Source organism: Evtepia sp. (genome assembly GCF_034090835.1).
GTDB lineage: Bacteria > Bacillota > Clostridia > Oscillospirales > Oscillospiraceae > Evtepia.
Genome location: NZ_JAXDRS010000050.1, coordinates 34,827 through 61,732, shown reverse-complemented (window position 1 = coordinate 61,732; position 26,906 = coordinate 34,827). Strand labels below are relative to the sequence as shown.

The 26,906-nt window shown below is 62.7% G+C and carries 26 protein-coding genes; 12 read left to right on the top strand and 14 right to left on the bottom strand.

Translation table 11 applies throughout. From position 1 onward, the window contains the following. Positions 1-350: 350 nt before the first annotated feature. A complete protein-coding gene (locus SOR61_RS09120; protein WP_320612346.1) occupies positions 351-1,754 on the top strand; it encodes an NAD(P)/FAD-dependent oxidoreductase in 1,404 nt (467 codons plus the stop codon). 302 nt (positions 1,755-2,056) lie between these two features. Further along, positions 2,057-3,427 (top strand): tRNA uridine-5-carboxymethylaminomethyl(34) synthesis GTPase MnmE, encoded by a 1,371-nt coding sequence (mnmE, locus tag SOR61_RS09115; protein WP_320612345.1) that lies wholly within the window; start codon positions 2,057-2,059, stop codon positions 3,425-3,427. Between the two features lie 54 nt (positions 3,428-3,481). Here the strand turns inward: mnmE and SOR61_RS09110 are convergent, their stop codons facing one another. The 5 genes from SOR61_RS09110 to SOR61_RS09090 all read right to left on the bottom strand — a co-directional run bounded on the left by SOR61_RS09110 (position 3,482) and on the right by SOR61_RS09090 (position 6,422). Next, positions 3,482-3,868 carry a hypothetical protein gene (locus tag SOR61_RS09110; RefSeq protein ID WP_320612344.1) on the bottom strand — a complete coding sequence of 129 codons (387 nt, stop codon included), beginning with the start codon at positions 3,866-3,868 and terminating at the stop codon, positions 3,482-3,484. Between the two features lie 90 nt (positions 3,869-3,958). Beyond that, positions 3,959-4,939: a biotin--[acetyl-CoA-carboxylase] ligase gene (locus tag SOR61_RS09105; RefSeq protein WP_320612343.1), complete on the bottom strand. Its 981-nt coding sequence runs from the start codon at positions 4,937-4,939 to the stop codon at positions 3,959-3,961. A gap of 24 nt (positions 4,940-4,963) precedes the next feature. Then, positions 4,964-5,509, bottom strand: coding sequence for a biotin transporter BioY (locus SOR61_RS09100; RefSeq protein WP_320612342.1), 546 nt, complete (start codon positions 5,507-5,509; stop codon positions 4,964-4,966). A 17-nt stretch (positions 5,510-5,526) separates the two neighbouring features. Then, positions 5,527-6,039, bottom strand: coding sequence for a Gx transporter family protein (locus tag SOR61_RS09095; RefSeq protein WP_320612341.1), 513 nt, complete (start codon positions 6,037-6,039; stop codon positions 5,527-5,529). Then, positions 6,036-6,422: a NusG domain II-containing protein gene (locus SOR61_RS09090; RefSeq protein WP_320612340.1), complete on the bottom strand. Its 387-nt coding sequence runs from the start codon at positions 6,420-6,422 to the stop codon at positions 6,036-6,038. The genes SOR61_RS09095 and SOR61_RS09090 overlap by 4 nt, the downstream gene beginning before the upstream one ends. 324 nt (positions 6,423-6,746) lie before the next feature. Here SOR61_RS09090 and SOR61_RS09085 point away from each other — a divergent pair, with 324 nt between their 5' ends. Next, positions 6,747-9,332, top strand: a complete 2,586-nt coding sequence (locus tag SOR61_RS09085) for a cation-translocating P-type ATPase (protein ID WP_320612339.1) — start codon at positions 6,747-6,749, stop codon at positions 9,330-9,332. A gap of 58 nt (positions 9,333-9,390) precedes the next feature. Here SOR61_RS09085 and SOR61_RS09080 read toward each other — a convergent pair whose 3' ends face one another. From SOR61_RS09080 to SOR61_RS09070, 3 genes are read right to left on the bottom strand one after another with little or no spacing between them, the layout of a single operon-like run. Continuing rightward, positions 9,391-10,638 (bottom strand): competence/damage-inducible protein A, encoded by a 1,248-nt coding sequence (locus SOR61_RS09080; RefSeq protein WP_320612338.1) that lies wholly within the window; start codon positions 10,636-10,638, stop codon positions 9,391-9,393. Then, the gene (gene thiI, locus SOR61_RS09075) at positions 10,635-11,843 is read right to left on the bottom strand and encodes a tRNA uracil 4-sulfurtransferase ThiI (protein ID WP_320612337.1); all 1,209 of its coding nucleotides are present in this window, start codon (positions 11,841-11,843) and stop codon (positions 10,635-10,637) included. Before thiI ends, SOR61_RS09080 begins: the two co-directional genes overlap by 4 nt. Positions 11,844-11,891: 48 nt before the next feature. Continuing rightward, on the bottom strand, positions 11,892-13,412 hold the full coding sequence (locus SOR61_RS09070) for a YifB family Mg chelatase-like AAA ATPase (RefSeq protein ID WP_320612336.1): 1,521 nt from the start codon (positions 13,410-13,412) through the stop codon (positions 11,892-11,894). 199 nt (positions 13,413-13,611) lie between these two features. Between SOR61_RS09070 and SOR61_RS09065 the strand changes: the two genes are divergently transcribed. Together SOR61_RS09065 and SOR61_RS09060 are read left to right on the top strand one after the other, a co-directional pair. Further along, complete coding sequence (locus SOR61_RS09065) at positions 13,612-14,463, top strand: patatin family protein (RefSeq protein ID WP_320612335.1); 852 nt, start codon at positions 13,612-13,614, stop codon at positions 14,461-14,463. Between the two features lie 11 nt (positions 14,464-14,474). Then, complete coding sequence (locus SOR61_RS09060) at positions 14,475-15,353, top strand: MaoC/PaaZ C-terminal domain-containing protein (protein ID WP_320612334.1); 879 nt, start codon at positions 14,475-14,477, stop codon at positions 15,351-15,353. A gap of 60 nt (positions 15,354-15,413) precedes the next feature. On the opposite strand, the gene SOR61_RS09055 is transcribed toward SOR61_RS09060, so the two are convergent. The 6 genes from SOR61_RS09055 to SOR61_RS09030 all read right to left on the bottom strand — a co-directional run bounded on the left by SOR61_RS09055 (position 15,414) and on the right by SOR61_RS09030 (position 21,053). Continuing rightward, the gene (locus SOR61_RS09055; protein WP_320612348.1) at positions 15,414-15,935 is read right to left on the bottom strand and encodes a GtrA family protein; all 522 of its coding nucleotides are present in this window, start codon (positions 15,933-15,935) and stop codon (positions 15,414-15,416) included. A gap of 5 nt (positions 15,936-15,940) precedes the next feature. Then, entirely contained in the window at positions 15,941-16,363 is a 423-nt protein-coding gene (locus SOR61_RS09050) for a hypothetical protein (RefSeq protein ID WP_320612333.1), read from the bottom strand. Positions 16,364-16,510: 147 nt separating this feature from the next. Next, entirely contained in the window at positions 16,511-17,581 is a 1,071-nt protein-coding gene (gene leuB / locus SOR61_RS09045) for a 3-isopropylmalate dehydrogenase (RefSeq protein ID WP_320612332.1), read from the bottom strand. Positions 17,582-17,586: 5 nt separating this feature from the next. Continuing rightward, entirely contained in the window at positions 17,587-18,081 is a 495-nt protein-coding gene (gene leuD / locus SOR61_RS09040; RefSeq protein WP_320612331.1) for a 3-isopropylmalate dehydratase small subunit, read from the bottom strand. Positions 18,082-18,086: 5 nt separating this feature from the next. Continuing rightward, a complete protein-coding gene (gene leuC, locus SOR61_RS09035) occupies positions 18,087-19,346 on the bottom strand; it encodes a 3-isopropylmalate dehydratase large subunit (RefSeq protein WP_320612330.1) in 1,260 nt (419 codons plus the stop codon). A gap of 18 nt (positions 19,347-19,364) precedes the next feature. Further along, complete coding sequence (locus tag SOR61_RS09030) at positions 19,365-21,053, bottom strand: 2-isopropylmalate synthase (protein WP_320612329.1); 1,689 nt, start codon at positions 21,051-21,053, stop codon at positions 19,365-19,367. A 327-nt stretch (positions 21,054-21,380) separates the two neighbouring features. Between SOR61_RS09030 and SOR61_RS09025 the strand changes: the two genes are divergently transcribed. The 7 genes from SOR61_RS09025 to hisH are packed head-to-tail and all read left to right on the top strand — an operon-like array spanning position 21,381 to position 26,905. Further along, the gene (locus SOR61_RS09025; protein ID WP_320612328.1) at positions 21,381-21,536 is read left to right on the top strand and encodes a hypothetical protein; all 156 of its coding nucleotides are present in this window, start codon (positions 21,381-21,383) and stop codon (positions 21,534-21,536) included. 52 nt (positions 21,537-21,588) lie between these two features. Next, the gene (locus SOR61_RS09020) at positions 21,589-22,707 is read left to right on the top strand and encodes an ATP phosphoribosyltransferase regulatory subunit (protein WP_320612327.1); all 1,119 of its coding nucleotides are present in this window, start codon (positions 21,589-21,591) and stop codon (positions 22,705-22,707) included. After that, a complete protein-coding gene (gene hisG / locus SOR61_RS09015) occupies positions 22,704-23,354 on the top strand; it encodes an ATP phosphoribosyltransferase (RefSeq protein ID WP_320612326.1) in 651 nt (216 codons plus the stop codon). Before SOR61_RS09020 ends, hisG begins: the two co-directional genes overlap by 4 nt. Further along, positions 23,351-24,643, top strand: coding sequence for a histidinol dehydrogenase (hisD, locus tag SOR61_RS09010; RefSeq protein WP_320612325.1), 1,293 nt, complete (start codon positions 23,351-23,353; stop codon positions 24,641-24,643). Before hisG ends, hisD begins: the two co-directional genes overlap by 4 nt. Further along, the gene (hisC, locus tag SOR61_RS09005) at positions 24,640-25,707 is read left to right on the top strand and encodes a histidinol-phosphate transaminase (RefSeq protein WP_320612324.1); all 1,068 of its coding nucleotides are present in this window, start codon (positions 24,640-24,642) and stop codon (positions 25,705-25,707) included. The genes hisD and hisC overlap by 4 nt, the downstream gene beginning before the upstream one ends. After that, the gene (hisB, locus tag SOR61_RS09000; RefSeq protein WP_320612323.1) at positions 25,704-26,288 is read left to right on the top strand and encodes an imidazoleglycerol-phosphate dehydratase HisB; all 585 of its coding nucleotides are present in this window, start codon (positions 25,704-25,706) and stop codon (positions 26,286-26,288) included. Before hisC ends, hisB begins: the two co-directional genes overlap by 4 nt. After that, complete coding sequence (gene hisH / locus SOR61_RS08995) at positions 26,285-26,905, top strand: imidazole glycerol phosphate synthase subunit HisH (protein WP_320612322.1); 621 nt, start codon at positions 26,285-26,287, stop codon at positions 26,903-26,905. The genes hisB and hisH overlap by 4 nt, the downstream gene beginning before the upstream one ends. Position 26,906 lies beyond the last annotated feature (1 nt).

The following is a 26,906-nucleotide window of genomic DNA, read 5'->3' as shown; positions in this document are numbered from 1 at the left end:
CGCCCCAGGCTGACTGCCGCGCTATTTCTTTTTCTTTTTGTCGTCCAGCCATTTGCAGATGTAGTAAGAGATTACGCCTGCCAAGATAGACAAAAAGAACGATGCGATCATTGCACCCATGTCAGCTCACCCCCCTTCTCGCCGAAGGGTCGGCAGCAGGGATAGTATAACAAAAACAACAGCGTTCGACAAGATTTGCGGGGAAAGAAAGCCTGGTACTGCCTCCATTGGATTCTCGCTGTAATTCCCTGCATACTGGACACGGGTAGCGGGATATGGTACAATAAGGCAACGGATGGGAAGGCTTGCCCTTCCCCTTATTTTTGAAACGAACAAAGGAACGAATCACCATGCTGAAAACCTATGATACCGTGATCCTGGGTTGCGGCGAGGCTGGCGTCTTTGCCGGGTACGAGCTGATCCACAGGAACCCCGGCATGAAGGTGCTGATCGTCGATCAGGGCCAGGACATCTACCACCGCAGCTGCCCCATCGTGGCCGGAAAGGTCAAGAGCTGCATCGACTGCAAGGTCTGCCACACCATGTGCGGCTTCGGCGGTGCGGGCGCTTTCTCCGACGGCAAGTATAACTTCACCACGGCCTTCGGCGGCTGGCTGACCGACTTCATCCCGGAAAAAGAGGTCATGGACCTGATCGACTATGTGGATGAGATCAACACCGCCCACGGTGCCACCAGAGAGGTCTTCTCCACCAACACCCCTGAGGCCCAGGCCCTGCGCAAGCGGGCGCTGGAATCTGACCTGCACCTGCTCCAGGCCCGCGTGAAGCACCTGGGCACCGAGAACAACCTGCGTATCCTCACGAATATTTATGAGGACCTGCGGAAGAACATCGACTTCCAGTTCAACACCGCCGTCACGGAGATCCGTCAGGCCGAGGGCGGCTATCTCCTGGAGACCGCCAATGGCGACGAGTACCTCTCCAAGTATCTCATCGCAGCCCCCGGCCGCTCCGGGGCCGAGTGGTTTGCCCACCAATGTCAGAAGCTGGGCCTGCCCATGACCAACAACCAGATCGACATCGGCGTGCGCGTGGAGCTGCCCGCCCTGGTCTTTGAGCACATCACCGACGTGGTCTATGAGTCCAAGCTCATCTACCGCACCAAGCAGTACGGCGACCAGGTGCGTACCTTCTGCATGAACCCCTATGGCCACGTGGTGGCGGAGAACGTAGAGGGCATCAACACCGTGAACGGCCACAGCTACTCTGACCCCTCTCTGCGCAGCGAGAACACCAACTTTGCTCTGCTGGTGTCCAACCACTTCACCCAGCCCTTCGACGAGCCTTATCGGTACGGCAAGCACATCGCCTCCCTGTCCAACATGCTGGCCGGCGGCGTGCTGGTGCAGCGGTTCGGCGACCTCATCCGCGGGGTGCGTTCCAACGACCACCGGATGAGCAAGTCCACCACCAAGCCCACCCTGACTGCCGCCATCCCCGGAGACCTGTCTCTGGCTCTGCCCAAGCGTCAGCTGGACGACATCATCGAGATGATCTACGCCCTGGATAAGCTGGCCCCTGGCACCGCCAACTACGATACCCTGCTCTACGGCGCAGAAGTGAAGTTCTACTCTGCCCGCCTGCAGCTGACCTCCGACCTGGAGACCACCCTGCCCAACTTCTTCGCCGCCGGCGACGGCGCAGGCATCACCCGAGGTCTGGCCCAGGCTGGCGCTTCCGGCGTCCGGGCCGCCCAGGCCATCTCCAAGCGCATCCAGGAAGAGCGGAGATAATCCACAGGAAAACGGTGTTGGCAGTGTACATGACAATTCGTCAATTTTACAAGGAAATTTCTCCTTTGTGCGTTCTGACCAACCATTTTTCCGCAGAATATACATAAAAAAGGGAAAAACTGGAAGAGGCTTATCCCCAGTTCCCTGAGAGATACCAAAGGTTTTGCACATTATCCACCGACTTATCCACAAGACGTGCACAACCCTGTGTATGCATTTTTGGATGTCTAAACCTGCTGTCAAGAGAAAAGTTTACGGTGGATTTGCCAAAAAATCCAGCCCCGCTGAAAGGAGGCCCTCCTATGTCCCAACTCATTGCCGCCGTGGCTACGCCGCCGGGAACCGGCGGTGTGGGCATCCTTCGTCTGTCCGGCCCGGGGGCGGCGGAAACCGCCGCCAGGGTCTTCCGCCCTGTGGGGAAAACCCCGCTGACCCAGGTGCCTGACCGGCAGATGCTTTACGGGACCGTGCAGGACCGAGAGGGCCGGACCATTGACACCGGCCTTGCCTTTGTGAGCCGGGCGCCCCACAGTTACACGGGGGAAGAGACCGCAGAGATCCAGTGTCATGGTTCTCCGATGGTGCTCTCCCTGGCCCTGGAGGCCCTCTTTGCCGCCGGCGCGCGGCAGGCGCTGCCGGGGGAGTTTACCAAGCGGGCCTTTTTAAACGGCAAGCTGGACCTGACCCAGGCGGAGGCAGTCATTGACCTCATTGACGCAGAGACCCCTGCCGCTGCCCGGCAGGCAGCCTCCCGGCTGGGAGGCGCCCTGTCCCGGACCATCGGGCGGGTGTACCACGGGCTGGTGGACGTCACCGCCCATTTCCACGCAGTATTGGACTATCCTGACGAGGATATTGACCCCTTCCGGGCGGAGACCATTGCCGCCGCCCTGGAGACTGGGCTGGAGGAGACGAGCCGTCTGCTGGCCACCTATGACCGGGGGCGGCAGCTCACCTTCGGGGTGCCCTGCGCCATTCTGGGCCGGCCCAACGTGGGAAAATCCTCCCTGCTCAACGCTCTGGTGGGGTATGACCGGGCCATCGTCACCCAGATCCCCGGCACCACCCGGGATACCATTGAAGCCCGGGCCAGCGTAGGCGGGGTGCTGCTGAATCTCACCGACACGGCAGGGCTCCGGGAGACCGGGGACGAGGCCGAACGACTGGGGGTGGCCCGGAGTCGGGCTGCTGCCGCAGAAGCCCGGCTGGTCCTGCTGGTGCTGGACGGCGGGGCGGCCCTCACCCAGGAGGACCGGGAGGCCATTGCCCTGGCCCAGGAGGCTCCTGCCTGCATCTGCCTGGTGAACAAATCCGACCTGCCTCCGGTGCTGGACGTGGAAGCCCTGCGGGGGCAGTTCCCCCACCTGTGCACCGTGAGCGCCCAGAACGGCGAGGGTCTGGAGCAGCTGGGACCCATGGTGGCTGCCCTCTTCCCGCCGGGAACCGGGAGCGAGGGAGAGACCCTGCTCACCAACGCCCGACAGGTGGAAGCGGTGTCCCGGGCCAGAGAGAGCCTGGAGCGGGCCGGAGAAGGGCTGCGTCAGGGTATGCCCCCGGATCTGCTCCTGTCCGACGTGGAGGAAGCCCTGGAAGCCCTGGGCGAACTCACCGGCCGGGCGGTACGGGAGGACATCACCAGCCGGATCTTTGAGCGGTTCTGCGTAGGAAAATAAGCAAAAATAGAACGGCAGAGAACGAAGGTTTTCGTTCTCTGCCGTTTTTTCGTGTCAGGATTTGGTTTCAAAGCGGGAGCCGCAGGAGCGGCAGGTGATCTCGATCTTTCCCAGGCCCCAGGGCACCCGCATGGGCTGGCCGCAGTTGGGGCACTTAAAATAGTAGTACTGCTTGTCGGTCTGCATGGCCCGTTTCCCCTTGGCCCACCGGACGATGGACTGGATGAGAGAGAGGAACCGGGCGTTCTCCATCTGCCGGTTCTCCCCTTTTTTAGAGAAAACCCGAAACAGGAGATAGAGCAGCACCACCGCGGCGGGGATAAACAGGGGCGGATAAAACCGGCCTACCCCAGCCAGAACCAGAAAGAGAAGGAACCAGAAGAGGCTGTACAGGTCAAGGCCCGGATGCTTTTGCCAAAAGTTCTTTTTGGGTTCTGCCATGGACGTACCTCCTGGGGATTGCAATTCTTCCTCTTATTATACTGTGGGGTAGGGGAGAGTCAAGGAAGGAAATGTAAAAAATATAGGAATTTACCCCTTGCCCTTGGGGCGGATCCGAACCTCTCCGGAGGAGAGGGAACGGATGGTTCCGTCCGGTTCCCGCACCCGCAGGGAGAAGTCCTCTTCCAGGTCCAGTGCCACGGCCGGGTGGCTGCTGCCCCCCTCCAGGACGGTGATCTCCTGATCCAGCACGAAGGAACGGCTGCGGTAGGCCTCAAAGAAGGGTTTGTCATGGATGCGGGGGTAGAAGGAGAAGAAGTGGTTCAGGATACTTCCTGCCAGCTGGCTCCGGGCCTCCAGGCCCTGGGGGCGGCAGGTGAACACCGACCCGGCTTCGGGCAGATCCGAAGGAAAGCCCTCTTCCGGGGGGAAGAGATTCACGCCGATGCCTACAATGGCGTACTGCAAGCCGCCGGTCTCCAGGTCGATGGCCCCTTCCGTGAGGATGCCGCAGACTTTTTTCCCGCCGCAGAACACGTCGTTGACCCACTTGATCTGGGCGGGGCGACCGGCGCACGCCTCAATGGCCAGAGCCACCGATGCGGCGGCGCAGGTGGTGAGCAGGAGGGCGTCCTGGGCGGAGAGGGCAGGCCGCAGGAGAAAGCTCAGGTAGAGCCCTGTGTCCGGAGGGGAGAAGAAGGTGTGGTCCCGGCGGCCCCGTCCGGCGGTCTGCTGGCAGGCGGCCAGCACCGTCCCCTCTGGAGCACCTTCCTCCGCCTGCTGCCGCAGGATGGTGTTGGTGGAGGTCACCACCGGCTGCACCTGTAAGGACAGGCCGGGGACGGTCAGGAACTGGGCAATGCTCTGCGGGGAGAGCATGGGGCTGTCCGGCTGGAGACAGTAGCCCCGGTTGGGGACGGCGTCGATGGGGTAGCCACTCTCCCGCAGCTGGGAGATGGCTTTCCAGACGGCGCTGCGGCTGACCTCCAGCTGACGGGCCAGCTGCTCGCCGGAAAAGAAAGCGCCTCGGTTGGCCTCCAGGGCTTCCAAGACGCGATGTTTCACAGACATGGGAGACCTCCTTTGGGGGAAAACTCAGAGGTGGGGACGAAGCCGGCGCACCAGAAGCAGGGCCAGGACCAGCTTCAGAGCGTCGGGGAGAAGGTAGGGGAACACGCACAGGGAGAGGGTGCTGAGGAGGGTGGCGGTCCCGCCGCCGGTGTACCCCAGCACATACCAGGCGGTGCCAAAGGCATAGCACACCACCAGCCCCGCGATCATGGACAGGACCATAAGGGGCAGAGACGTGCCCAGCCGGGCGGTGAGGAGCCAGTAGGTGAGGGCCAGGAGGAGAAAGCCCAGCAGGTAGCCGCCGGTGGCCCCTAAAAGGGTGCCGGGTCCGGCCCCGAAGCCGGAAAAAACCGGCAGGCCCACCAGACCCAGCAGCAGGTAGACCCCCACCGCCAGAGAGCCCCGCTTGCCGCCCAGCAGGCCCAGGGCGGCAAAGATGGCGAAGGTCTGCATGGTGAAGGGCACCGGGCCGATGGGAAGGGTGAGCCAGGCGCACAGGGCGATGAGAGCGGCCATGAGGGCCACCAGGGAGAGGTCTCGTGTTTTCTCTCCGGTGTGAGGCAATGCCATAGGGAAGACTCCTTTTCTCAGCCCTTGGCGGAGGAGCTTTTCAGCTTATCAATGTGGTTGAGCACCGCCTGGGTACACTGGCCGGTGAAGAAGCCGGTGATGAGGGCGGCCAGGATGAGCACAGGGGCGTACCAGGCCAGGGCGGCGGTGCCGGAGACCCAGACTGCCACGGCCAGCTGGCCGGCGTTGTGGCCCAGGGCGCCGAAGATGCTCATGATCCAGATCTGGTTGCGGCGCATCATGGGCTTGAGCAGGGCCATGATGACCCAGCAGAGGACGCCGCCCGCCAAACTGTAAAGCATCCCCATGACGTTTCCGACAATGAGGTTACCCAGGACGATGCGGACGATGAGGATGGCGCCGGCCTCTTTCCAGCCCAGGGTCCAGATGGCGAAGAGGGTGATGACGTTGGCGATGCCCAGCTTGACCCCGGGCACCACGAAGGGCAGGGGGATCTGGGCTTCGATGAGAAAGACGATCATAGAGATGGCCGTGAGCATGGCCATGGTGGTGAGTTTTTTAACGTTCATGATGACACTCCATCCAGCTGAGACTCCCCGTGGGGGGGCAGGACCTTGACGACCAGTTTGTTGGGCAGGCAGACGATGGGGTCTGCGGTCTGGTTGGTGGGGCCGTGGCGGACGCAGATCTGATCGGCGCAGCTGGCCTCGGAGACGCGGACGGTCCCGTTTTCAATGACCACCACGTTGTAGCCGTGGTCGGTTTCGTAGCGAAGGGTGCGGTTTTCCGAGAGGGGGAAGGTCTCTTCCACCTGTCCGTCCCGGATGATCTGTACGGTGCCGCCAGCCTGCCGCTGGGCGCGGACCAGGAAAAGGCCCACGACGCACGCCACAGCCACCAGGGCCAGGAGGATGAGCCAGAAGCGGGTGGACTTGGGGGATGAGGAAGCCATGGGAAATACCTCCAGAGTCACAGGATAAGATAAAAATATCTTACTTCATTTAAAAAAGAATAGCAAGTATTTTGTCCTCCGGGGCGGAAGACCCGGGGAGGGAATCGCCTCTTGACAAGGGGGGAAAAATAGGATATGATGCCCCATAGAAAAAGGGAGTAGCTGCCACAGATATGTGGATCCGCGGCGTCAATACACGGGCCCTGCCCCGCTTCGGATTGAAATGGCGAGACTTTTGCAGCAATGCATGGGAGCATTGGCGCAAAAAGGCTCGCTTTTTTGCGTTTTGCCTCCTGTACCGTTAGGAAAGAAAGGACGAGGTGAATGGACAAGACGAAAGAGATCTGGCAGCAGAGCGCCGAAGAACTCCAGCAGAGCCTGGGGAGCACCCCCCAGGGCCTCACCGCTCAGGAGGCGGCCCGGCGGCTGGAGCAGTACGGTCCCAACGAACTGCGGGAAGGCGGGAAGAAAAGTCCCCTGCGGATCTTCCTGGAACAGTTTGCGGATTTCCTGGTGATCATCCTGATCCTGGCGGCGGTGGTGTCCGCTGTGCTGGGAGACGTGGAGAGCACCGTGGTCATCCTGGCGGTCATCACCATGAACGCCGTGCTGGGTACCGTGCAGACCTTGAAGGCCGCGGCCTCCTTGGACAGCCTAAAACAAATGTCAGCCCCCACAGCCAAAGTGCTGCGGGACGGTAACATTCTTCAGATCCCCGGCCGGGAGGTAGTGCCGGGGGACGTGGTGGTGCTGGAAGCCGGGGATGCCGTCTGCGCCGACGGCCGCCTGCTGGAGTGCGCCAGCCTGAAAACCGCTGAGAGCGCCCTCACCGGAGAGAGCCTCCCGGTGGAAAAAATCGTGGAGACCATCCCCGGAGACGCCCCCCTGGGCGACCGGAAGAACATGGTCTTTTCCGGCAGCTTCGTGACCTATGGCCGGGGCCGCTTCCTGGTGACCGGCACGGGGATGGAGACCGAGATGGGCAAGATCGCCACCCTGCTCAAGTCCACCTCCGAGAAAAAGACCCCCCTCCAGGTGAGCCTGGACCAGTTCGGCAAGAAACTCTCCATCGGCATCCTGGTGCTCTGCGCCATCCTCTTTGGCGTGAGCGTGCTGGTGCGGGGGGAGAACGTGATGAGCGCCTTCCTCTTTGCGGTGGCCCTGGCTGTGGCCGCCATCCCCGAGGCCCTCAGCTCCATCGTGACCATCGTGCTCTCCTTTGGTACCCGGAAGATGGCCAAGGAGCACGCCGTGATCCGAAAGCTCCAGGCCGTGGAAGGCCTGGGCAGCGTGTCGGTCATCTGCTCCGATAAGACCGGTACCCTCACCCAGAACAAGATGACCGTCCGCCAGCTCTATGTGGGCGGACGAGTGATCCCCGCCGGAGAGGCCAACTTCCATGATCCGGTACAGGAGCCCCTGCTGCGGGCCGCCCTGCTGTGCAGCGACGCCACCGTGAACGAAAAGGGAGAGATCGGTGACCCCACCGAGACCGCCCTGGTGCGTCTGGGCGAGACCTTCGGCACCGACGAAGAGGACGTGCGGGCCCGCTGGCCCCGTCTGGGAGAACTCCCCTTTGACTCCGACCGGAAGCTCATGTCCACCGTCCACCAGTTCTCCGGCGGCCTGATGCTCATGACCAAGGGCGCTGTGGATGTGCTGCTGGACCGGGCCGTGCTGGGTCCCGGCGAGCGGGAAGAGATCGAGAAGGTCAACCAGGACTTTTCCAACCAGGGCCTGCGGGTGCTGGCCTTTGCCTGCCGCCGCCTGACCTCCCCGGAGGTCACCCTGGAGGACGAAAACAACATGCTCTTCCTGGGCCTCATCGCCATGATGGACCCGCCCAGAGAGGAGTCCAAGGCGGCAGTGGCCGACTGTATTGCCGCCGGCATCCGTCCCATCATGATCACCGGCGACCACGTGGTGACCGCCTCTGCCATCGCCCGGGAGATCGGCATCCTGACCCCCGGCACCAAGGCAGTGGAGGGCGCTGTGGTGGAGACCATGACCGACGAACAGCTGCGGGAGTTTGTCCCGGACGTGTCGGTGTATGCCCGGGTGTCCCCTGAGCATAAGATCCGTATCGTCCGGGCCTGGCAGGACCGGGGCTGCCTGGTGGCCATGACCGGCGACGGCGTCAACGACGCCCCCGCCCTGAAACAGGCCGACATCGGTGTGGCCATGGGCATCACCGGAACCGAAGTGGCCAAGGACGCCGCCGGTATGGTCCTCACCGACGACAACTTCGCCACCATCGTGCAGGCGGTGAAGAACGGCCGGAACGTGTACGCCAACATCCGGCGGTCCATCCAGTTCCTTCTCTCCGGCAACATGGCGGGGATCATCACCGTGCTCTATGCCTCCCTGCTGAACCTGCCGGTCCCCTTTGCCGCAGTACACCTGCTCTTCATTAACCTGCTCACCGACTCCCTGCCCGCCATCGCCCTTGGCCTGGAGCCCCACAACGACCGGGTGATGCAGGAGAAGCCCCGGCCCCGCAGCGAGGGCATTCTGACCAAGCCCTTCCTGCTGAGCGTAGGCCTGGAGGGCCTGGTGATCGCAGCGGCTACCATCACGGCCTTCTACCTGGGCCTGAACTACGGCGGCCAGAGCGCCGGGGCCACCATGGCCTTTGCCACCCTGTGTCTGTCCCGTCTGTTCCACGGCTTTAACTGCAAGGCCGCAGAGCCGGTGCTCTTCACCAGGAAGTTCTGGAACAACAAACCCCTGCTGGGTGCCTTCCTGGTGGGTGCCCTGCTGCTGGCAGCGGCCCTTCTCATCCCGCCCCTGGAGCGGGTCATGCAGGCCGTGGCCCTGCCCCTGTCTCTGACGTTGGCCATCCCCGGCCTGGCCCTGGCCAACATGGTGGTCATCCAGATCTTGAAGGCCATTCGCACCAAACTGAAGTAAACCAAAAAATGGTGACCGGAATCTTCCGGTCACCATTTTTTTGATGCATGAGAAGGGGTTAGAGCAGGCCGGTCAAGTGGCGGCGGACCAGATCCAGAGCGGTCTGGGCGCTCTGGCGGCGGATGCGCTCCCGGCCCACCTTGCCGCCCCGGTACTCGGCTACGATGCACTTGTCCCCAAAGGCCAGGCCCAGATAGACCAGTCCCACGGGAGTGTTCCGGTCGTCGGAGTCCGGACCGGCAATGCCGGTGGAGGACAGGGCAATGTCACAGCCCAGGGCCTTCTTGGCGCCCCGGGCCATGGCCTCCGCCACCTGGCGGGAGACGGCACCGTACTGGTCAATGAGTTCCTGGGGGACCCCAAGGACAGAGGTTTTCACCCCGTCGGTGTAGCTGACGATGCCCCCCCGGAACACCTGGGAGGAGCCGGGCAGGTCGGTGAGAAGCTTGGCGATGAGACCGCCGGTGCAGGACTCGGCGGTACCCAAGGTGAGGCCCTTTTCCTTCAGCAGGTTCAGGCACACTTCTTTCAGAGAGGAGACATCCACCCCGATGACCTTGTCCCCCAGGATCTGTACCACCTGCCGCTCCACCGGGGCGATGAGGGCCAGGGCCTCCTCCTCGGTCTGGGCGTGGGCGGTGATACGAAACTCGGTGCCCGTAGGCTTGGCGTAGGGGGCCAGGGTGGGGTTTTGCAGGGTGTTCATGTAGTCCCGCAGCAGGGCCTCGGCGGCGGACTCGCCGATGCCGAAGGTCTTGACCGTCCGGGAGACAATGACCCCGTCGGACAGAGATTGCAGGTAGGGGACCGCCCGGTGACGGAACATCATTTCGCATTCCTTGGGGGGACCGGGGAGCATGATGACGTGGGTCCCCTGGGCCTCAAAGGCCACGCCGGGGGCGGTGCCCCAGTCGTTGTCCAGGACGGTGCACCCCTCAGGGAGCATGGCCTGCTGGTAGTTGTTCTCGGTGAGGGTGTGGCCCATGGCGGCGAACCGGTCCCGGATGCGCTGGGCGGAGGGCTCATGGAAGAAGAGCTCCTTGCCGAAGGCCTGGGCGATGGCCACCTTGGTCAGGTCGTCGCAGGTGGGGCCCAGACCGCCGGTGGTGATAATGATGTCCGCCCTCTGCCGGGCGATATCCACCGCCTGACGCACCCGCTGGGGGTTGTCTCCGACGACGGTGTGGTAATAGACGTTGATGCCCAGCTGGGAGAGCCCCTCGGAGATCATCTGGGCGTCGGTGTTGGCGATGTTGCCCAGGAGGAGCTCGGTGCCCACGGCGATGAGTTCAGCGGTGTGGCTCACGGCTCCAGCACCACCCTCTCAATGCCGGCGACGGCCTTTTCCACCAGGGTGTCGATGTCCAGCTTGGTCTCGGCCGCCTGAATTTCCTCCTGGGAGGGGGGGGTCTTGGGATGGCGGGGGGTGAAGACGGTGCAGCAATCCTCGTAGGGGAGGATGGAGGTCTCGAAGGTGCCGATCTTCCGGGCGATGCGGATGATCTCGTCCTTGTCCATGCCCACCACCGGGCGGAACACAGGCAGGGAAACCACCTGGCCGGTGACTGCCATGGCATCCATGGTCTGGCTGGCCACCTGGCCCAGGGACTCACCGGTGACCAGGCCGTGGGCGCCGATCCGGTGGGCCACCTGCTGGGAAATGCGCATCATGAACCGGCGCATGAGCAGGGTGAAGAGGGCCTCGGGGCAGCTGCGGCGGAGTTCTTCCTGGATCTCGGTAAAGGGGACCACGTGGACGGTGAGGCGGCCGCACCAGGGGGTGAGGAGCCGCGCCAGCTCCAGTACCTTCTCCTTGGCCTCAGGGGAGGTATAGGGATAGCTGAAGAAGTGGACCATCTCCAGGGCCACGCCCCGCTTGGCCATCATCCAGGAGGCCACAGGGCTGTCGATACCGCCGGAGAGCAGGGAAACCGCTCTGCCGCCCATGCCCACCGGCAGACCGCCGGCGCCGGGGGCGGGGTTGGCGTGGACGTAAGCAGCATAGTCCCGGACTTCCACGTGGACGGTGACTTCCGGGTTGTGCATATCCGGCTTTAAGTGGGGGAAGGCCTCGTCCAGCTCGCCGCCCACAAACTGGGACAGCTGGATGGAGGACAGGGGGAAGGCCTTGTCCGATCGCTTGGACTCCACCTTGAAGCTCTGGGCGGCCATGAGGTCGTCCCGGAGGTAGGTCTTGGCGGTCTCCAAAATGGCTTCGGGGGTCTTTTCACAGGCCTTGGCCCGGGAGACGCCCACGATGCCGAAGAGCTTCTGGAGGGTGTCGAAGGCCCCGTCCAGGTCGCAGCTCTCCTCCAGGGGCTCCACGTAGGTGATGGACTGGCGGGAGCGGATGCGGAACTTGCCGTACTTTTGCAGGCTGCGGCGGGCGTTGCCCATGAGGCGCTCCTCGAAGCCGTGGCGGTTCAGGCCCTTGAGGACCATTTCGCCCATTTTCATGAGGATGATCTCATCCCCTACCGGGGGAGCAGCGGGTTTTTTCTGGTTGGACATGGTAATACGATTCCTTTCGTTGGAAATGAACGCCTGATGGCAGGCGGCTTAGGGTTGGAAATAGGCAGACTCCCGATACTGGATGGCTTCCGCCAGGTGGTGCGGGGCGATGGCTTCGCTGCCGTCCAGGTCGGCAATGGTCCGGGCGACCCGCAGGATGCGGTCATAGCTCCGGGCGGTGAGGCCCATATGGGTGTAGGCCCCCTTCATGAGGGTCTGGCCTTCCTGGTCCAGGGCGCAGAAGCGGCGCAGCTCCTCCTGGCCCATGTGGGCGTTGCAGGAGGGTCCCTGGGGACCGAAGCGCTGCCGCTGGATGTCCCGGGCTTTTACCACTCTGGCCCGGATGGCGGCGGAGGATTCCCCGGGGGAGCGGTCGGAAAGATTCTCGAACTCCAGCGGGGGGACCTCGGCGAAGAGGTCGATCCGGTCCAGCAGGGGGCCGGAGAGTTTGCCCAGGTAGCGTTTCACCTCGCCCGGAGAACAGCGGCACCGGCCGGAGGGGTGGCCGTACCACCCGCACTTGCAGGGGTTCATGGCGCACACCAGCATGAAGCGGCTGGGATAGGTCTCCGCTGCCGCAGAGCGCACCAGGGAGATCTGTCCCTCTTCCAGGGGCTGGCGGAGGACTTCCAGCACATCCTTGTGGAACTCCGGCAGCTCATCCAGAAAGAGGACACCGTTGTGGGCCAGGGAGATCTCTCCCGGCTTGGGATAGGGATTGCCGCCTCCGGCCATCCCTACGGAAGAGATGGTGTGGTGAGGGGACCGGAAGGGCCGGTGGGTGAGTAAGGGCCGGTCCTTGGTGGTGAGCCCCATGACCGAGTGGATCTGGGTGGACGCCAGGGCCTCCTCCCGGGAGAGGGGAGGCAGAATGGAGGGCAGCCGCCGGGCCAGCATACTCTTGCCCGAGCCGGGCGGGCCGATCATGGCGGCGTTGTGGCCGCCGGCGGCGGCGATCTCCAGGGCGCGCTTTACCTGTTCCTGCCCCCGGACCTCAGAAAAGTCGGGCAGAGAGAGGTCCTCCTCCTGCCCTGACCAGGAGGGCGCAGGGGAGAGGGGCGCCTTACCGGAGAGATGGGCAGCCAGCTGGTCCACGGTCTCCACCGGGTAGACCGTCAGGCCCTGGGCCAGGGTGGCCTCGGGGGCGCTGTCTGCCGGGACAAAGAGGGTTTTGATCCCGGCCTTCTGGGCGGCCAGGGCCATGGGGAGCATCCCCAGCACCGGGCGGAGGGTGCCGGACAGGGAGAGCTCTCCCACAAAGGCACAGTCCTCCTCGGTGGCTTCCAGCTGGCCGGAGGCCACCAGTACCCCCACCAGAATGGGCAGGTCGTACACGGTGCCGGACTTCCGCAGATTTGCTGGGGCCAGGTTCACAGTGATCCGACCCAGAGGGAAGGTGTAGCCGCTGTTTTTTACCGCAGCTCGGACCCGTTCCCGGGCCTCCTTCACGGCGGTGTCCGGCAGGCCCACAATGTCAAAGGCGGGCAGCCCGCTGGCGAGGTCGCACTCGGCGGTGACCTCATACCCGTAAAGTCCCTGTAACCCCAGGGAACGCACCTTATACAGCATGGGCAGACCTCCTTTGGGACCCGTGAAATGTCATACAAAATAATAATGCCACAAATCCCCCACAGAGGCAAGAGGGGGGAACGTTCTCCCGGCGGCTTTCTTTACAAAAGAGGCCGGGGGTGGTAGGATAAGCCCAAGGATACCCGCCGGGTCTGGCGGACGAAAGGCGGTCCGCCGCCGGAGGAAAGGAGCAGAACCTGTGAAGCACGGATTGGTTTTGGAAGGGGGCGCCATGCGGGGGTTGTTTACCGCTGGCGTTACCGATGTGATGATGGAGGAAGGGCTCACCTTTGACGGAGCGGTAGGGGTGTCTGCCGGGGCCGTGTTTGGCTGCAACTACAAGTCGAACCAGCCGGGGCGGGTGCTGCGGTACAACCTGCGCTTCTGCAAGGACCCTCGGTATTGCAGTATGCGCTCCTGGGCCAAGACAGGAGACCTTTTCGGAGCGGACTTCTGCTACCGGGAGATCCCAGACCACCTGGATCCCTTTGACCGGGAAGCCTATCGCAGCAACCCCATGGACTTCTATGTGGTGGGCACCGACGTGGCCACCGGCCGGCCGGTGTACCACAACTGTACCCAGGGCGATCAGGAGGATATGGACTGGTTCCGGGGCTCGGCCTCCATGCCCATGGCCTCCCGGGTGGTGGAGGTGGGGGGCTACCGTCTGCTGGACGGCGGCATCAGCGACTCCATCCCCCTGCGGTACCTGGAATCCCAGGGGTATGAGAAAAACGTGGTGGTCCTCACCCAGCCCATAGGCTATGTGAAGAAAAGGAACAAGGGCCTCCCGCTCATGCGGCGGGTGTTGAAGCAGTACCCCCAGGTGGTGGAGGCCATGGCCCGGCGGCATGAGATGTACAATGAGATCACCGCCTACGTCCGGGAACAGGAGCGGCGGGGCCGGGTGTTTGTGATCCGGCCGGAGGCAGCCCTGGACATCAGCCGGGTGGAGCACGACCGGGAGAAGATCCAGAAGGCCTATGACCACGGCCGGACGGTGGCCCGGAAACGCCTGGCGGCGCTGAAAGAATTTTTACAGGATCGATAAAGGAGAGCACCATGACAAGAGAGGAACAACTGAAGGGACTGGCCACCTCCTGGCGGACCATGCCCTACACCTGGCGGGACTGCGCCCTGTACGCCCTGGCAGTGGGGGCGGACGGAGAGGAGCCCCAGTACACCTATGAGAAGGCCATGCAGTGTGTCCCCACCTTTGGGGCCACCCCTTACTGGGGGACTGTGAACGTAAGCCCCCGCATCCCCCGGCCCATGTCGGTGCCGGTGCTGGTGGAGGAGGCCTTGCAGCCGGAAAAATCCTATGTGAATCTGGACTATGAGTTTGTGTATCACCGGCCCATTGACCCGGTGAAGGGGAGCTTCGTCTACCGGGATGTGCTCACCGGTCTCTTTGACCGGGGGGAAGGCCGGGGCATGGCGGTACGCTCCCAGGTGGACGTATATGACGAGGGGGGCAACCTCCTCTGCGAGAACCGGTGCACCACCCTCTTCCCCACCCTGGGCGGCTACGGCGGGACCCCCATGGAGCGGCGGCCCAGTCTCATTCCCGAGGGGGAGCCGGACTACGTGGCCAAGGACCACATCGGCAAGGCCCAGCACCTGCTGTACCGCCTCACCGGCGACACCAACCTGGTGCACGTGGACAAAGACGTGGCCCGGAGCCGGGGGCTGGAGGGCCCCTTCGTCCACGACCTGTGCGCCTTCGGCTATGTGTGCCGGCTGAGCATCCGCACCCTCTTCCCTGGGCAGCCCCAGCGGCTGCGGCGGATGTACGCGGCCATGAAAACCGTCCTGTATCCTGACACCCCGGTGGAGCTCCACCTGTGGCAGCTGGCCCCGGGAAAGGCTGCCTTCCGGCTGGTGAACGCTGCCACCGGCAAGGCCATCCTGGACAAGGGCGAGCTGGAGTGGGACGCATAAAACCCCATAGAAACGACGAAAAAACGGGGAGACCGCGGAAGCGGTCTTCCCGTTTTGGGTTTACCAGGCGTGGGTATGGGAATGGTCCGAGTAGAGGATGATCTTTCGGGCGAAGAAGTTCCAGAAGAACACCAGGATGCTGCTGATGACCTTGGAGGTCATGAAGTACAGCTGTACATGGCTGGTCAGCCAGAACATGAGCGCAGTGGTCAGAAGCAGACCGCTGGCTGCAATGCCTGCGAACACGGCAATCTCGATGACGGGACGAACATCCGGGCCAAGGTTGCGGAAGGCAAAGAACTTGGTGAGCAGGAAGTTGCAGGTCATGCCCGCCAGGAAGGAGAGGGCAGAGGCAGAGAGGTAGTGGAGCCCCAGCATCTCCAGGAAAAACAGGAGGAAGTAGTCCACCAGAAAAGAGGAGACCCCTGTGATCACATAGCGGAAGAGCTGGGTGATGGTGTTCTGGGTGCAGGCCAGGAAGAGGCCGTGGCCGTTTCCCGTGCGCAGCAGGGTCCAGAACTCAATGGCATCCTTGATGGTGTGCTCCCGGAGGGGGATCTTTTTCAGAGAGAAGCGGCCCATGAGGATCACCGGCTCTCCTTGGCCGCTTTTTCCTTCCGGGACTGTTCCAGTACCAGGTCTCTGGGGGGGACGTCCCCCTGATAGAAGAGTCCCATGTCATAGAAGAGGTCCAGCCGGATCTCTCCCCAGCGGGGACTGGGGTAGTTGCCCCGCATCCAGGTGTATTGTTTATGGATCTCCCGGCTCAGGAAATTTTCCACCAGGTCCATGGAGGACATATGGCCGTACTCATGGTTGGTGAACTGATCCAGGCACCCTTTCAGGAAGGGGGCCAGCTCCGGGTCCTGGGCGGCCAGCCGGGCCAGGGCGTCGTCCAGATAGAGGTCCGGGAAGGGGAAGTCCGAGTTATCGGCGTATCCGTAGTCCCGGGTCCAGTCGGGTTGGTTGGGATCGGCCTGCCAGAGGGCGGCGGGTTGAAAGAGTTCCATAGCAGATACCTCCATGGTCAGAGTAAGCGTCTTCCAGCGGCGCTGCTGTAGTTGGGTATTTATTATACTGGATACGGCAAAAAAAGTAAAGGGAAGGCCTGCCAAAAGGCGGGGCCTTCCCTGTTTGCGTCTGGAAAAGAGAGGGGCTCAGATCTCCCCGGCGATGCAGCGGCCCATTTCCTGGGTGCCCACCAGGGTGCCCTCCCCGGTGTAGAGGTCGGGGGTGCGGTAGCCCTTGGCCAGCACAGCCTTTACGGCGGCTTCGATGGTGTCGGCTTCGGCGCTCAGGCCGAAGGTGTACCGAAGCATCATGGCCACGGACAGAATGGTAGCGGTGGGGTTGGCCTTGTCCTGACCGGCCAGGTCGGGGGCGGAGCCGTGGATGGGCTCATACATGCCGAAGTTGCCCTGGGCCAGGGAGGCGGAGGGCAGCATCCCGATGGAGCCGGTGATCTGGCTGGCCTCGTCGGAGAGGATGTCACCGAAGATGTTGCTGGTGACGATCACGTCAAACTGGCGGGGATTGCGCACCAGTTGCATGGCGGCGTTGTCCACGTAGAGATGATCCAGGGTGACCTCGGGGTAATCCTTGGCCACTTCGGTCACCACCCGCCGCCACAGACGGGAGGAGTCCAGGACGTTTGCCTTGTCCACGCTGGTGACGTGCTTGTTCCGCTTCATGGCCATGTCAAAGGCCACCTTGGCGATCCGGCGGACCTCACCCTCGGAATACTGTTCCACGTCGTAGGCGGCAGGGCCCATGTCGGTGTCCCGGGTGCCCCGGTCACCGAAGTAGATGCCGCCGGTGAGCTCCCGCACCACCACGATGTCCAGACCGCCGGACAGAATCTCGGGCTTCAGGGGGGAGGCGTCGGCCAGCTCTTCAAAGATCATGGCAGGGCGCAGGTTGGCGAAGAGGCCCAGCTCCTTGCGGATGCCCAGGAGGGCCCGCTCCGGACGCTGGTCACCGGGGAGATTGTCCCACTTCCAGCCGCCCACAGCACCCAGCAGCACAGCGTCGGAGGCCTTGCACACGTCAATGGTCTCCTGGGGCAGGCAGTTGCCGGTGGCGTCAATGGCGCAGCCGCCGGCCAGCACCTTGGTGCAGTGGAAGGTGTGGCCGAACTTCTTTCCTACGGTCTCCAGGACCAGCAGGGCCTGGTCCACGATGTCGGGGCCGATCCCATCCCCGGGAATGACAGCAATGCGGTATTCCATGGTGGTCAGCCCTCCTGTCTGCTCTTGATGGAGGCCATGAGGCCGCCGGCCTGGATGATCTCCTTGATGAAGGCGGGGAAGGGGTTGGCCTGGTAGGTCTCGTTCTTGGTCACGTTGGTGATGAGACCGGTGTCAAAGTCGATGGCCACCTCGTCGCAGGCCTCGATCTTTTCGCTGGCCTCGGGACACTCCAGAATGGCCAGGCCGATGTTGATGGCGTTGCGGTAGAAGATCCGGGCGAAGGTCTTGGCGATAACGCAGGAGATGCCGGACTCCTTGATGACCATGGGAGCGTGCTCACGGGAGGAGCCGCAGCCGAAGTTGAAGCCGCCGACCATCACGTCGCCGCTCTTCACCACCTTCACAAAGTTGGTGTCGATGTCTTCCATGCAGTGGGTGGCCAGTTCCTTCTTGTCGGCGATGTTCAGGTAACGGGCGGGGATGATGACGTCGGTATCCACGTTGTCCCCGTATTTATGGACAAATCCTTTTGCATTCATGAGGATCACACCTTTCTCGGGTCAGAAATTTTGCCTGCGATGGCAGAGGCAGCGGCCACGGCGGGGCTGGCCAGGTAGATTTCAGAGGTGATGCCGCCCATGCGGCCCACGAAGTTGCGGTTGGTGGTGGCCACGCACTTTTCGCCGTTGGCCATGACGCCCATGTGACCGCCCAGGCAGGGGCCGCAGGTGGGGGTGGAGACGGCGCAGCCGGCTTCGATGAAGGTGGACATATAGCCCAGCTCGATGCAGTCCTTAAAGACCTGCTGGGTGGCGGGCATGACGATGCAGCGGACGTGGCCGGCGACCTTCTTGCCCTTGAGGATCTCGGCGGCGGTGGCCATGTCTTCCAGACGGCCGTTGGTGCAGGAGCCGATGACCACCTGGTCGATCTTGATGTCGCCCACCTGGGAGATGGGACGGGCGTTTTCGGGCAGGTGGGGGAAGGCCACGGTGGGCTCGATCTGGCTCAGGTCGATCTCGATGGTGCGGACATACTCTGCGTCGGGGTCAGCCTCGTAAGCGGTGTAGGGACGGTTTACCCGGCCCTCCATGTAGTCCCGGGTGATCTGGTCCACGGGGAAGATGCCGTTCTTGGCGCCAGCCTCGATGGACATGTTGGCGATGCACAGCCGGTCGTCCATGGAGAGGGAGGAGACGCCCTCGCCGCAGTACTCCAGGCTCTGGTATAGGGCGCCGTCCACGCCGATCATGCCGATCAGGTGGAGGATCACGTCCTTACCGCTGACCCGGGGCTGGAGCTTGCCGGTGAGCTTGACCTGGATGGCCTCGGGGACCTTGAACCAGGTCTCGCCGGTGGCCATGGCGGCAGCCATGTCCGTGGAGCCTACGCCGGTGGAGAAGGCGCCCAGAGCACCGTAGGTGCAGGTGTGGGAGTCGGCGCCGATGATGCATTCTCCGGCGGCCACCAGGCCCTTTTCCGGCAGCAGGGCGTGCTCCACACCCATCTGGCCCACGTCATAGAAGTTGTCCAGGTCGAAGCGCTGGGCAAAGGTGCGGCACTGCAGGCATTGCTCGGCGGCCTTGATGTCCTTGTTGGGGGTGAAGTGGTCCATGACCATGGAGATCTTGCTCTTGTCAAAGACCCCGGTGAACCCTTCCTTTTCAAACTCCCGGATGGCCACGGGAGAGGTGATGTCGTTGCCCAGGACCATATCCAGCTTGGCCCGGATGAGCTGCCCCGCCTTGACTTCCGGCAGACCGGCGTGGGCGGCGAGGATCTTTTGCGTCATAGTCATTCCCATAGGAAAAAACCTCCTCAGTTAATTTTCTACAAAGTGTTTCACCCGGTTTTCCCGGTTGACGGCGGTGAGAAGGGCGTAAACAGAGGCCATGGTGATGTCGCTGTCCACGCCAACGCCCCAGAAGAGATCTCCCTCGTCGTCGGCGATGAGCACGTAGGCGGAGGCCATGGAGTCGGAGTCGGTCTCCAGGGCGTGCTCCTCATAGTCCACGAACTTGTAGCTGATGTCGGGGTTGGCGATCTTCAGGGCGTTGCTCACAGCGTCCAGGGGGCCGTTGCCCCGGGCGCTGAGGTAATAGATCTTGCCGGCGATGGCCAGGGTGAGGTCGGCCACGGTGCTGCCCTCTTCCCGGACCCAGGAGATCTCCTCCAGGGCGATGGGAGCGTCCACGTTCTGATACTCCTGGGTGAAGGCGGTGAGGATCTCGGCGGGGGTGAGCTCCTTGTGGGCGTGGTCGGAGATCTCCTTGATGAAGTAGCCCACCTCGGCGGCCATTTCCTTGGGCAGGTCGTAGCCGAAGTTGTGCTCCAGGATATAGGAGATGCCGCCCTTGCCGGACTGGCTGTTGATGCGGATGACGTCGGTCTCGTACTCCCGGTTCACGTCGTGGGGGTCCAGAGGCAGGTAGGGGACGGTCCAGTAGGCCTCGTCCCGCTCCTGGCGGAACTTCATGCCCTTGGCGATGGCATCCTGGTGGGAGCCGGAGAAGGCGGCAAAGACCAGGTGGCCGGAGTAGGGCTGGCGGTAGGAGACAGACATGCCGGTGAGCTTTTCATAGAACTCCACAATGGCGGGCATGTCAGAAAAGTCCAGGTTGGGGTCTACGCCGTGGGTGAAGAGGTTCATGCCCAGGGTGACGATGTCCACGTTGCCGGTGCGCTCGCCGTTGCCGAAGAGGGTGCCTTCCACCCGCTGGCCGCCGGCCAGCACGCCCAGCTCGGCGGCGGCGATGGCGGTGCCCCGGTCGTTGTGGGGGTGGAGGGAGACGATCACGTTCTCCCGGCAGTGGAGGTGCTTGCTCATGTACTCGATCTGCTGGGCGTAGACGTGGGGCATGGACATCTCCACCGTGGAGGGAAGGTTGATGATGACCTTCCGCTCGGGGCGGGGCTGCCAGACGTCAATGACGGCGTTGCAGATCCGCAGGGCGAACTCCACTTCGGTGCCGGTGAAGCTCTCCGGGGAGTACTCAAAGCGGAAGTTGGTCTCGGGCATCTTGTCGGCGTAGTCGTTAAAGAGCCTGGCCCCCTGGATGGCGATGTCCACGATCTCGTCCTCGCTCATGCGGAAGACCTGCTGCCGCTGGGCGAAGGAGGTGGAGTTGTACAGGTGGACCACTACGTTTTTGGCCCCCTGGATGGCGGCAAAGGTCTTTTCAATGATATGGGGACGGGACTGGGTGAGCACCTGGATGGTCACGTCGTCGGGGATGAGGTCCTGCTCGATGATGGTGCGCAGGAACTCATACTCAGTCTCGGAGGCGGCGGGGAAGCCCACCTCGATCTCTTTGAAGCCCAGCTTCAGCAGGAACTGGTAAAAAGCGATCTTTTCCTCCAGGTTCATGGGGGTGATGAGGGCCTGGTTGCCGTCCCGCAGGTCCACGCTGCACCAGTCAGGGGCCTGGGTGATGCGGTCCTTCTTGGCCCACTCCATGCAGGTTTCCGGAGGCATATAGTAACCGGGGCGATATTTCTCGAAGTTTTTCATAGTCGTGGCAGTCCTTTCGTTCAGTGTAGGGGCGGCTGCGCCGCCGCAAATCCTTCCGTTGGAGGGCTGATGGAGGAAACAAAAAAGCCTTCGTCTCCCCATCATAAAGAGACGAAGGCTGAAACAGCATCCGCGGTACCACTCTTATTGGCGTCCAACAACGCCCACTCAAATAGCTCACGCTCCGGGGTGAGACGCCAACTCGCTCCATACGGCCTTGCACCAGACGGCCGCTCTCTGGGATGGAAACGGAAGAGGCATATTCCCTTCATTGCATGTCAATATTCCATTGACATACAGCATAGCGGATAGGAGGCGGGTTTGTCAATGGATAGAGAGAAAAAATTTTGCACAAAACCGTGGGGCAAAAATCCGGCAGAGCCCACAGAATGCGGAGACGGCTTTGGGTTGCGTTTTTCGCCGGGGCCTTTTATCATGGAAAATGAGAAAAGAAGAAAAAAAGTCTTTACTTTATTGCGGTAGAGTGATAATATACTAAACAATCGAAAGGTGACCGATGAAAGGAGACCAGACCATGGAGTTTGATTGGACCATCCTCCGCAGCGGCGAGCAGACCATTTACCGCCTGCGCGGATTATACGAGCGGTACGGCTACCGCCGGTTTAAAATGAGTAAGTTTGAGGAGTATGACCTGTATGTCCGCAACAAGGACTTCCTGGTCAGCGACCGGATGATCACCTTCACCGACGCCCGGGGCATCCTCATGGCCTTAAAGCCCGACGTGACCCTGTCCATCATCAAGAACACCCGGGAGGACGAGGCCGGGCCCCGGAAGGTTTACTACAACGAGACGGTCTACCGCACCGGCAAGGGAGACGAGACCTTCCAGGAGGTCATGCAGACCGGCCTGGAGTGCATCGGCAGCCTGGACCTCTACCACATTTATGAGGTCATCGCCCTGGCGGTGCAGAGCCTGCAGTCCATCAGCCCCGACTATGTGCTGGACGTATCCCACATGGGTCTGGTGTCCGGGTTCATGGAGGCTGCCGGCGTGCCGGAGGAGGCCTATCCCACGGTGCTGGAGGCCGTCCGGGAGAAGAACCTGGCGGCCCTGGGGGCCTTCTGCCAGGACAGCGGCATGAGCGGCACGGTCCGGGCGCTGCTGGAAAAGCTGGTGACCACCTACGGCACCATGGAGACCGTGCTGGAAGAGCTGGCTCCCCTGTGCGTGGGCGGCAAAAAGACCCGGGAGGCCTGGGAGCAGCTGAACAGCCTGTGCACCCTGCTGAAGGCCAACGGCCTGGCCCAGCAGGTGTACCTGGACTTCTCCGTGGAAGGAGACATGGACTATTACAGCGGCATCGTCTTCCGGGGATTTTTGAAAAATCTCTCCGCAGGGGTGCTCTCTGGAGGACAATATGATAAAATGGTGGAAAAGATGGGCAAGCGCTGCGGCGCCATCGGCTTTGCCATCTATCTGGATGAGCTGGAGCGGTTGGACCCGGTCCAGTCCCAGTGGGACGCGGATGTGCTGGTGCGCTATGACCAGGAGACCGACTTGGGGCTGCTCACGAGAGAGCTGGCCCGGTTGGCGGAGAGCGGCAAGCGGGCCCTGGCCCGGATGGAATCCGGCGGGGACCTGCGGGTGCAGGAGACCATCGACCTGAGAGGAAAGGGAGGGACACAGGCATGAAAGAGTTTCTCAACATAGCGCTGCCCAAGGGGCGGCTGGGAGAGCGGGTCTACGCCATGTTCGCTCAGGCGGGCTTCCCCTGCGAGGAGCTGCTGGACCCCAAGCGGAAGCTGATCTTTGAGAACCCCGAGGCAGGTGTCCGCTATTTCTGGGTCAAACCCTCTGACGTACCGGTGTACGTAGAGCGAGGGGCTGCCGACGTGGGTGTGGCCGGGAAGGACATCCTGCTGGAATACGAGCCCGACCTCTACGAGCTGCTGGACCTGAACGTGGGCAAGTGCCGGATGTGCGTGGCCGCCAAGAACGGCTTCCGGGATAACCTGGACCGGACCCTCCGGGTGGCCACCGAGTTCCCCCACATCACCCGCAAGTTTTACAGCGCCCGCAGCCGGGATATTGACATCGTCCGCCTCCATGGCTCCATTGAGATCGCCCCCATCTTAGGACTCACCGACGTGATCGTGGACATTGTGGAAACAGGAACCACCCTCCGGGAGAACGACCTCTCCCCGGTGGAGACCATCGTTCCCATCAGCGCCCGCCTCATCGCCAACAAAGTGAGCTTCAAGTTTAAGCACGACGCCATTGAGACCCTGTACCAGGGCCTGAAGGAACAGGTGGCGGCTAAGGAAGAAGGGAACGTATGATTCGCATTTTAAAGGAAGCAGAGACCGCCCGCAGCGAGATCTTCGCCCGGGAAGACCCGGTGGAGAACGTAGAAGGGCCGGTTCGTGAGATCATCGCGCAGGTGAGAGTCCAGGGCGACGCAGCCCTGAAAGCCTATACCAAAGAGTTTGACGGGGTGGAGATCTCCTCGGTGGAGGTAGGCCCCGGCGCCATTGACGAGGGGTTCCGCAACGCCGATCCCCTCCTGGTAGAGATCCTCTACCGGGCAGCGGAACGGGTGGCGGCCTTCCACCAGCACCAGGTACGCAACAGCTTCCTGGTCAACGACGAGGACGGCATCCTCATGGGCCAGAAGGTGGTTCCCCTGGAGCGGGTGGGGCTGTACGTCCCCGGCGGCACCGCCGCTTACCCCTCCAGCGTCCTTATGAACTGCATCCCCGCCAAGCTGGCCGGGGTGAAGGAGATCTGCATGGTGACCCCCCCGGGGAAGGACGGGAAGATCCCCCCCAACATTCTGGCCGCTGCCCGCATCTGCGGCGTGGACCGGGTGTTCCGGGTAGGCGGCGCCCAGGCGGTGGCCGCCCTGGCCTACGGCACCGAGAGCATTCCCCGGGTAGATAAGATCGTGGGTCCGGGCAACCAGTACGTGGCCGAGGCCAAGAAGCAGGTCTTTGGTCAGGTGGGCATCGACATGGTGGCCGGCCCCAGCGAGATCTTGGTCATCGCCGACGACAAGAACAACCCCCAGATCGTGGCAGCGGACCTTCTGAGCCAGGCCGAGCACGACAAGAACGCCTCCGCCGTGCTGGTGACCGACAGCGAGGAGCTGGCTCTGGCCGTGCAGGCAGCCATTGAGGAGCAGCTGCCCCAGCTGCGGCGGCAGGAGATCGCCCGGGCCTCCATCGACAACAACGGCAAGATCATCGTGGCCAAGAGCCTGGAGACCGGCATCGAGATCACCAACGAGATCGCCCCGGAGCACCTGGAAGTGTGCGTGGAGAATCCCTTTGACTACCTGGATCAGATCAAGAACGCCGGGTCGGTCTTTTTGGGCCGGAACTGCCCCGAGGCCCTGGGAGACTACTTCGCCGGGCCCAACCACACCCTGCCCACCAGCGGCACGGCACGGTTCTCCAGTCCTCTCTCCGTGGACGACTTTGTGAAGAAGTATCAGTACACCTACTACACCGAAGCGGCGCTGGCCAAAGCCCAGCAGACGGTGTCCAACTTTGCCAAGAAAGAGGGCCTCACCGGCCATGCCCGCAGCGTGGATATCCGGTTTGACCCCAAGATAAAGGAAAGCAAATGAGCGGATTTATGAACAGCCGGTACGCCTCTCTGGAGGCGTACACCCCCGGGGAGCAGCCCCGGGACAAGCAGTACATCAAGCTGAACACCAACGAGTCCCCTTATCCCCCCTCCCCCCAGGTGCTGGAGGCTCTCCAGCGCCAGGACGTGGCGGACCTGCGGCTCTACTCCGACCCGGAGGGCCTGCGGCTGCGGGAAAAGCTGGGGGCGCTGTACGGGCTGACAGCGGGCAACGTCTTTCTCTCCAACGGCTCGGACGACATTCTGAACTTTGCCTTCATGGCCTTTGGAGAGGACGGGGCGGTGTTCCCTGGCCTGACCTACAGCTTCTACCCGGTGTTCGCCAACCTCCACAAGGTCCCCTTTGAGACGGTTCCCCTGCGGGAGGACTTCACCGTGCCGGTGGAGGAGATGAAGGGCCGGGGCAAGCTCACCGTGCTGGCAAACCCCAACGCCCCCACCGGAATTGCCCTTCCTCTGGCGGAAGTGGAGGAGATCGTGGCCTCCAACCGGGACCACGTGGTGGTGATCGACGAGGCGTATGTGGACTTCGGCGGCCAGTCGGCGGCCAGCCTGGTGGAGAAATACGACAACCTGCTGGTGGTCATGACCTATTCCAAGTCCCGGTCTATGGCCGGGGCCCGTCTGGGCTTTGCCCTGGCCAGCCGGGGGATCATCCAAGATCTGGAGACCCTGAAATACTCCACGAACCCCTATAACGTCAACCGCCTGACCCTGAAGCTGGGGGAGGCGGCGGTGGATTCCGACGGCTACTTCCGGGAAAACGCCCAAAAGATCATGGAGACCCGGACCTACACCGCCGCCCAGCTGCGGGAGCTGGGCTTTACCATGCCGGACTCCAAGGCCAACTTCCTCTTCGTGCGCCGGGAGGGACTGGACGGCGAGACCCTGTACCGGAAGCTCAAGGAACGGGGCATCCTCATCCGTCACTTCTCTGACCCCAGGATCGCCCAGTACAACCGGGTGACCATCGGCACCCGGGAGGAGATGGAAGCCTTCCTGGGAGAAGTTCGGGCGATTTTAGAGGAGGAGGGACTCCCATGAGAACAGCGGAAATCAACCGGGAAACCAGCGAGACCAAGATCAGCCTCACCCTGGGCCTGGACGGCCCGGTGGACTACGACATCCACACCGGGGTGGGCTTTCTGGACCACATGCTCACCGGCTTTGCCCGGCACGGGGGCTTCTCCCTGCGGGTGGCCTGCGCCGGAGACACCTGGGTGGACGACCACCACACCACGGAGGATGTGGGCATCTGCCTGGGGGACGCCTTCGCCCAGGCACTGGGCGATATGCGAGGCATCAACCGTTTTGGCCACAGCATTCTGCCCATGGATGAGGCCCTGATGCTGGCAGCGGTGGACCTGTCCGGCCGGGGGATGCTCTGCTGGGACGTGACCCTGCCCACGGAAAAGGTGGGGAGCTTTGACACCGAGCTGGTGAAAGAGTTCTGGACGGCCTTTGCCCGCCGGGCGGGCTGCACCCTCCACCTGCGGCAGCTGGCGGGGGAGAACAGCCACCACATGATCGAGGGCCTGTTCAAGGCGGCGGCGCGGAGCCTGCGCCAGGCAGTGGCCCTCACGGGAACCAATGAAATTCCCTCTACGAAAGGAATGTTGGTATGATTGCAGTCATTGACTACGGCGTGGGAAACCTCTTTTCCCTCTGCCGTTCTCTGGAGGCCATCGGGCAGAAGCCGGTGGTCACCGGCGACCCGGAGGAGCTCCGCCGGGCCGATAAACTCTTTCTCCCCGGGGTGGGAGCCTTCGCCGACGCAGCGGACAAACTGCGGCAGAACGGCCTGGACCAGGTGATCCGGGAGGAAGCTGCCAAGGGTAAGCCCCTCATGGGCATCTGCCTTGGTATGCAGCTGCTCTTTGAAGAGAGCCATGAGTTTGGCCGCTGGGAGGGCCTGGGGCTCATCCCCGGCAAGGTAGTCCCCATGGAGGGGGTCATCCCTCAGGACTACAAGGTGCCCCACATCGGCTGGAACCAGCTGCACTTCCCCAAGGGGGAGCGCCATCCTCTCTTGAAAACCGTAGGGGACGGGGAATGCGTTTACTTTGTCCACTCTTTCTACGCTGCTGACTGTGACGACGCTGTGATCGCCACGGCGGAGTACGGCGCAGAGCTCACCGCAGCGGTGGCCAAAGGGAACGTCATGGGCTGTCAGTTCCACCCGGAGAAGAGCGGCCAGGTGGGCCTGGATATTTTAAAGACGTTCTGCGAGGGGAGATGGTAAG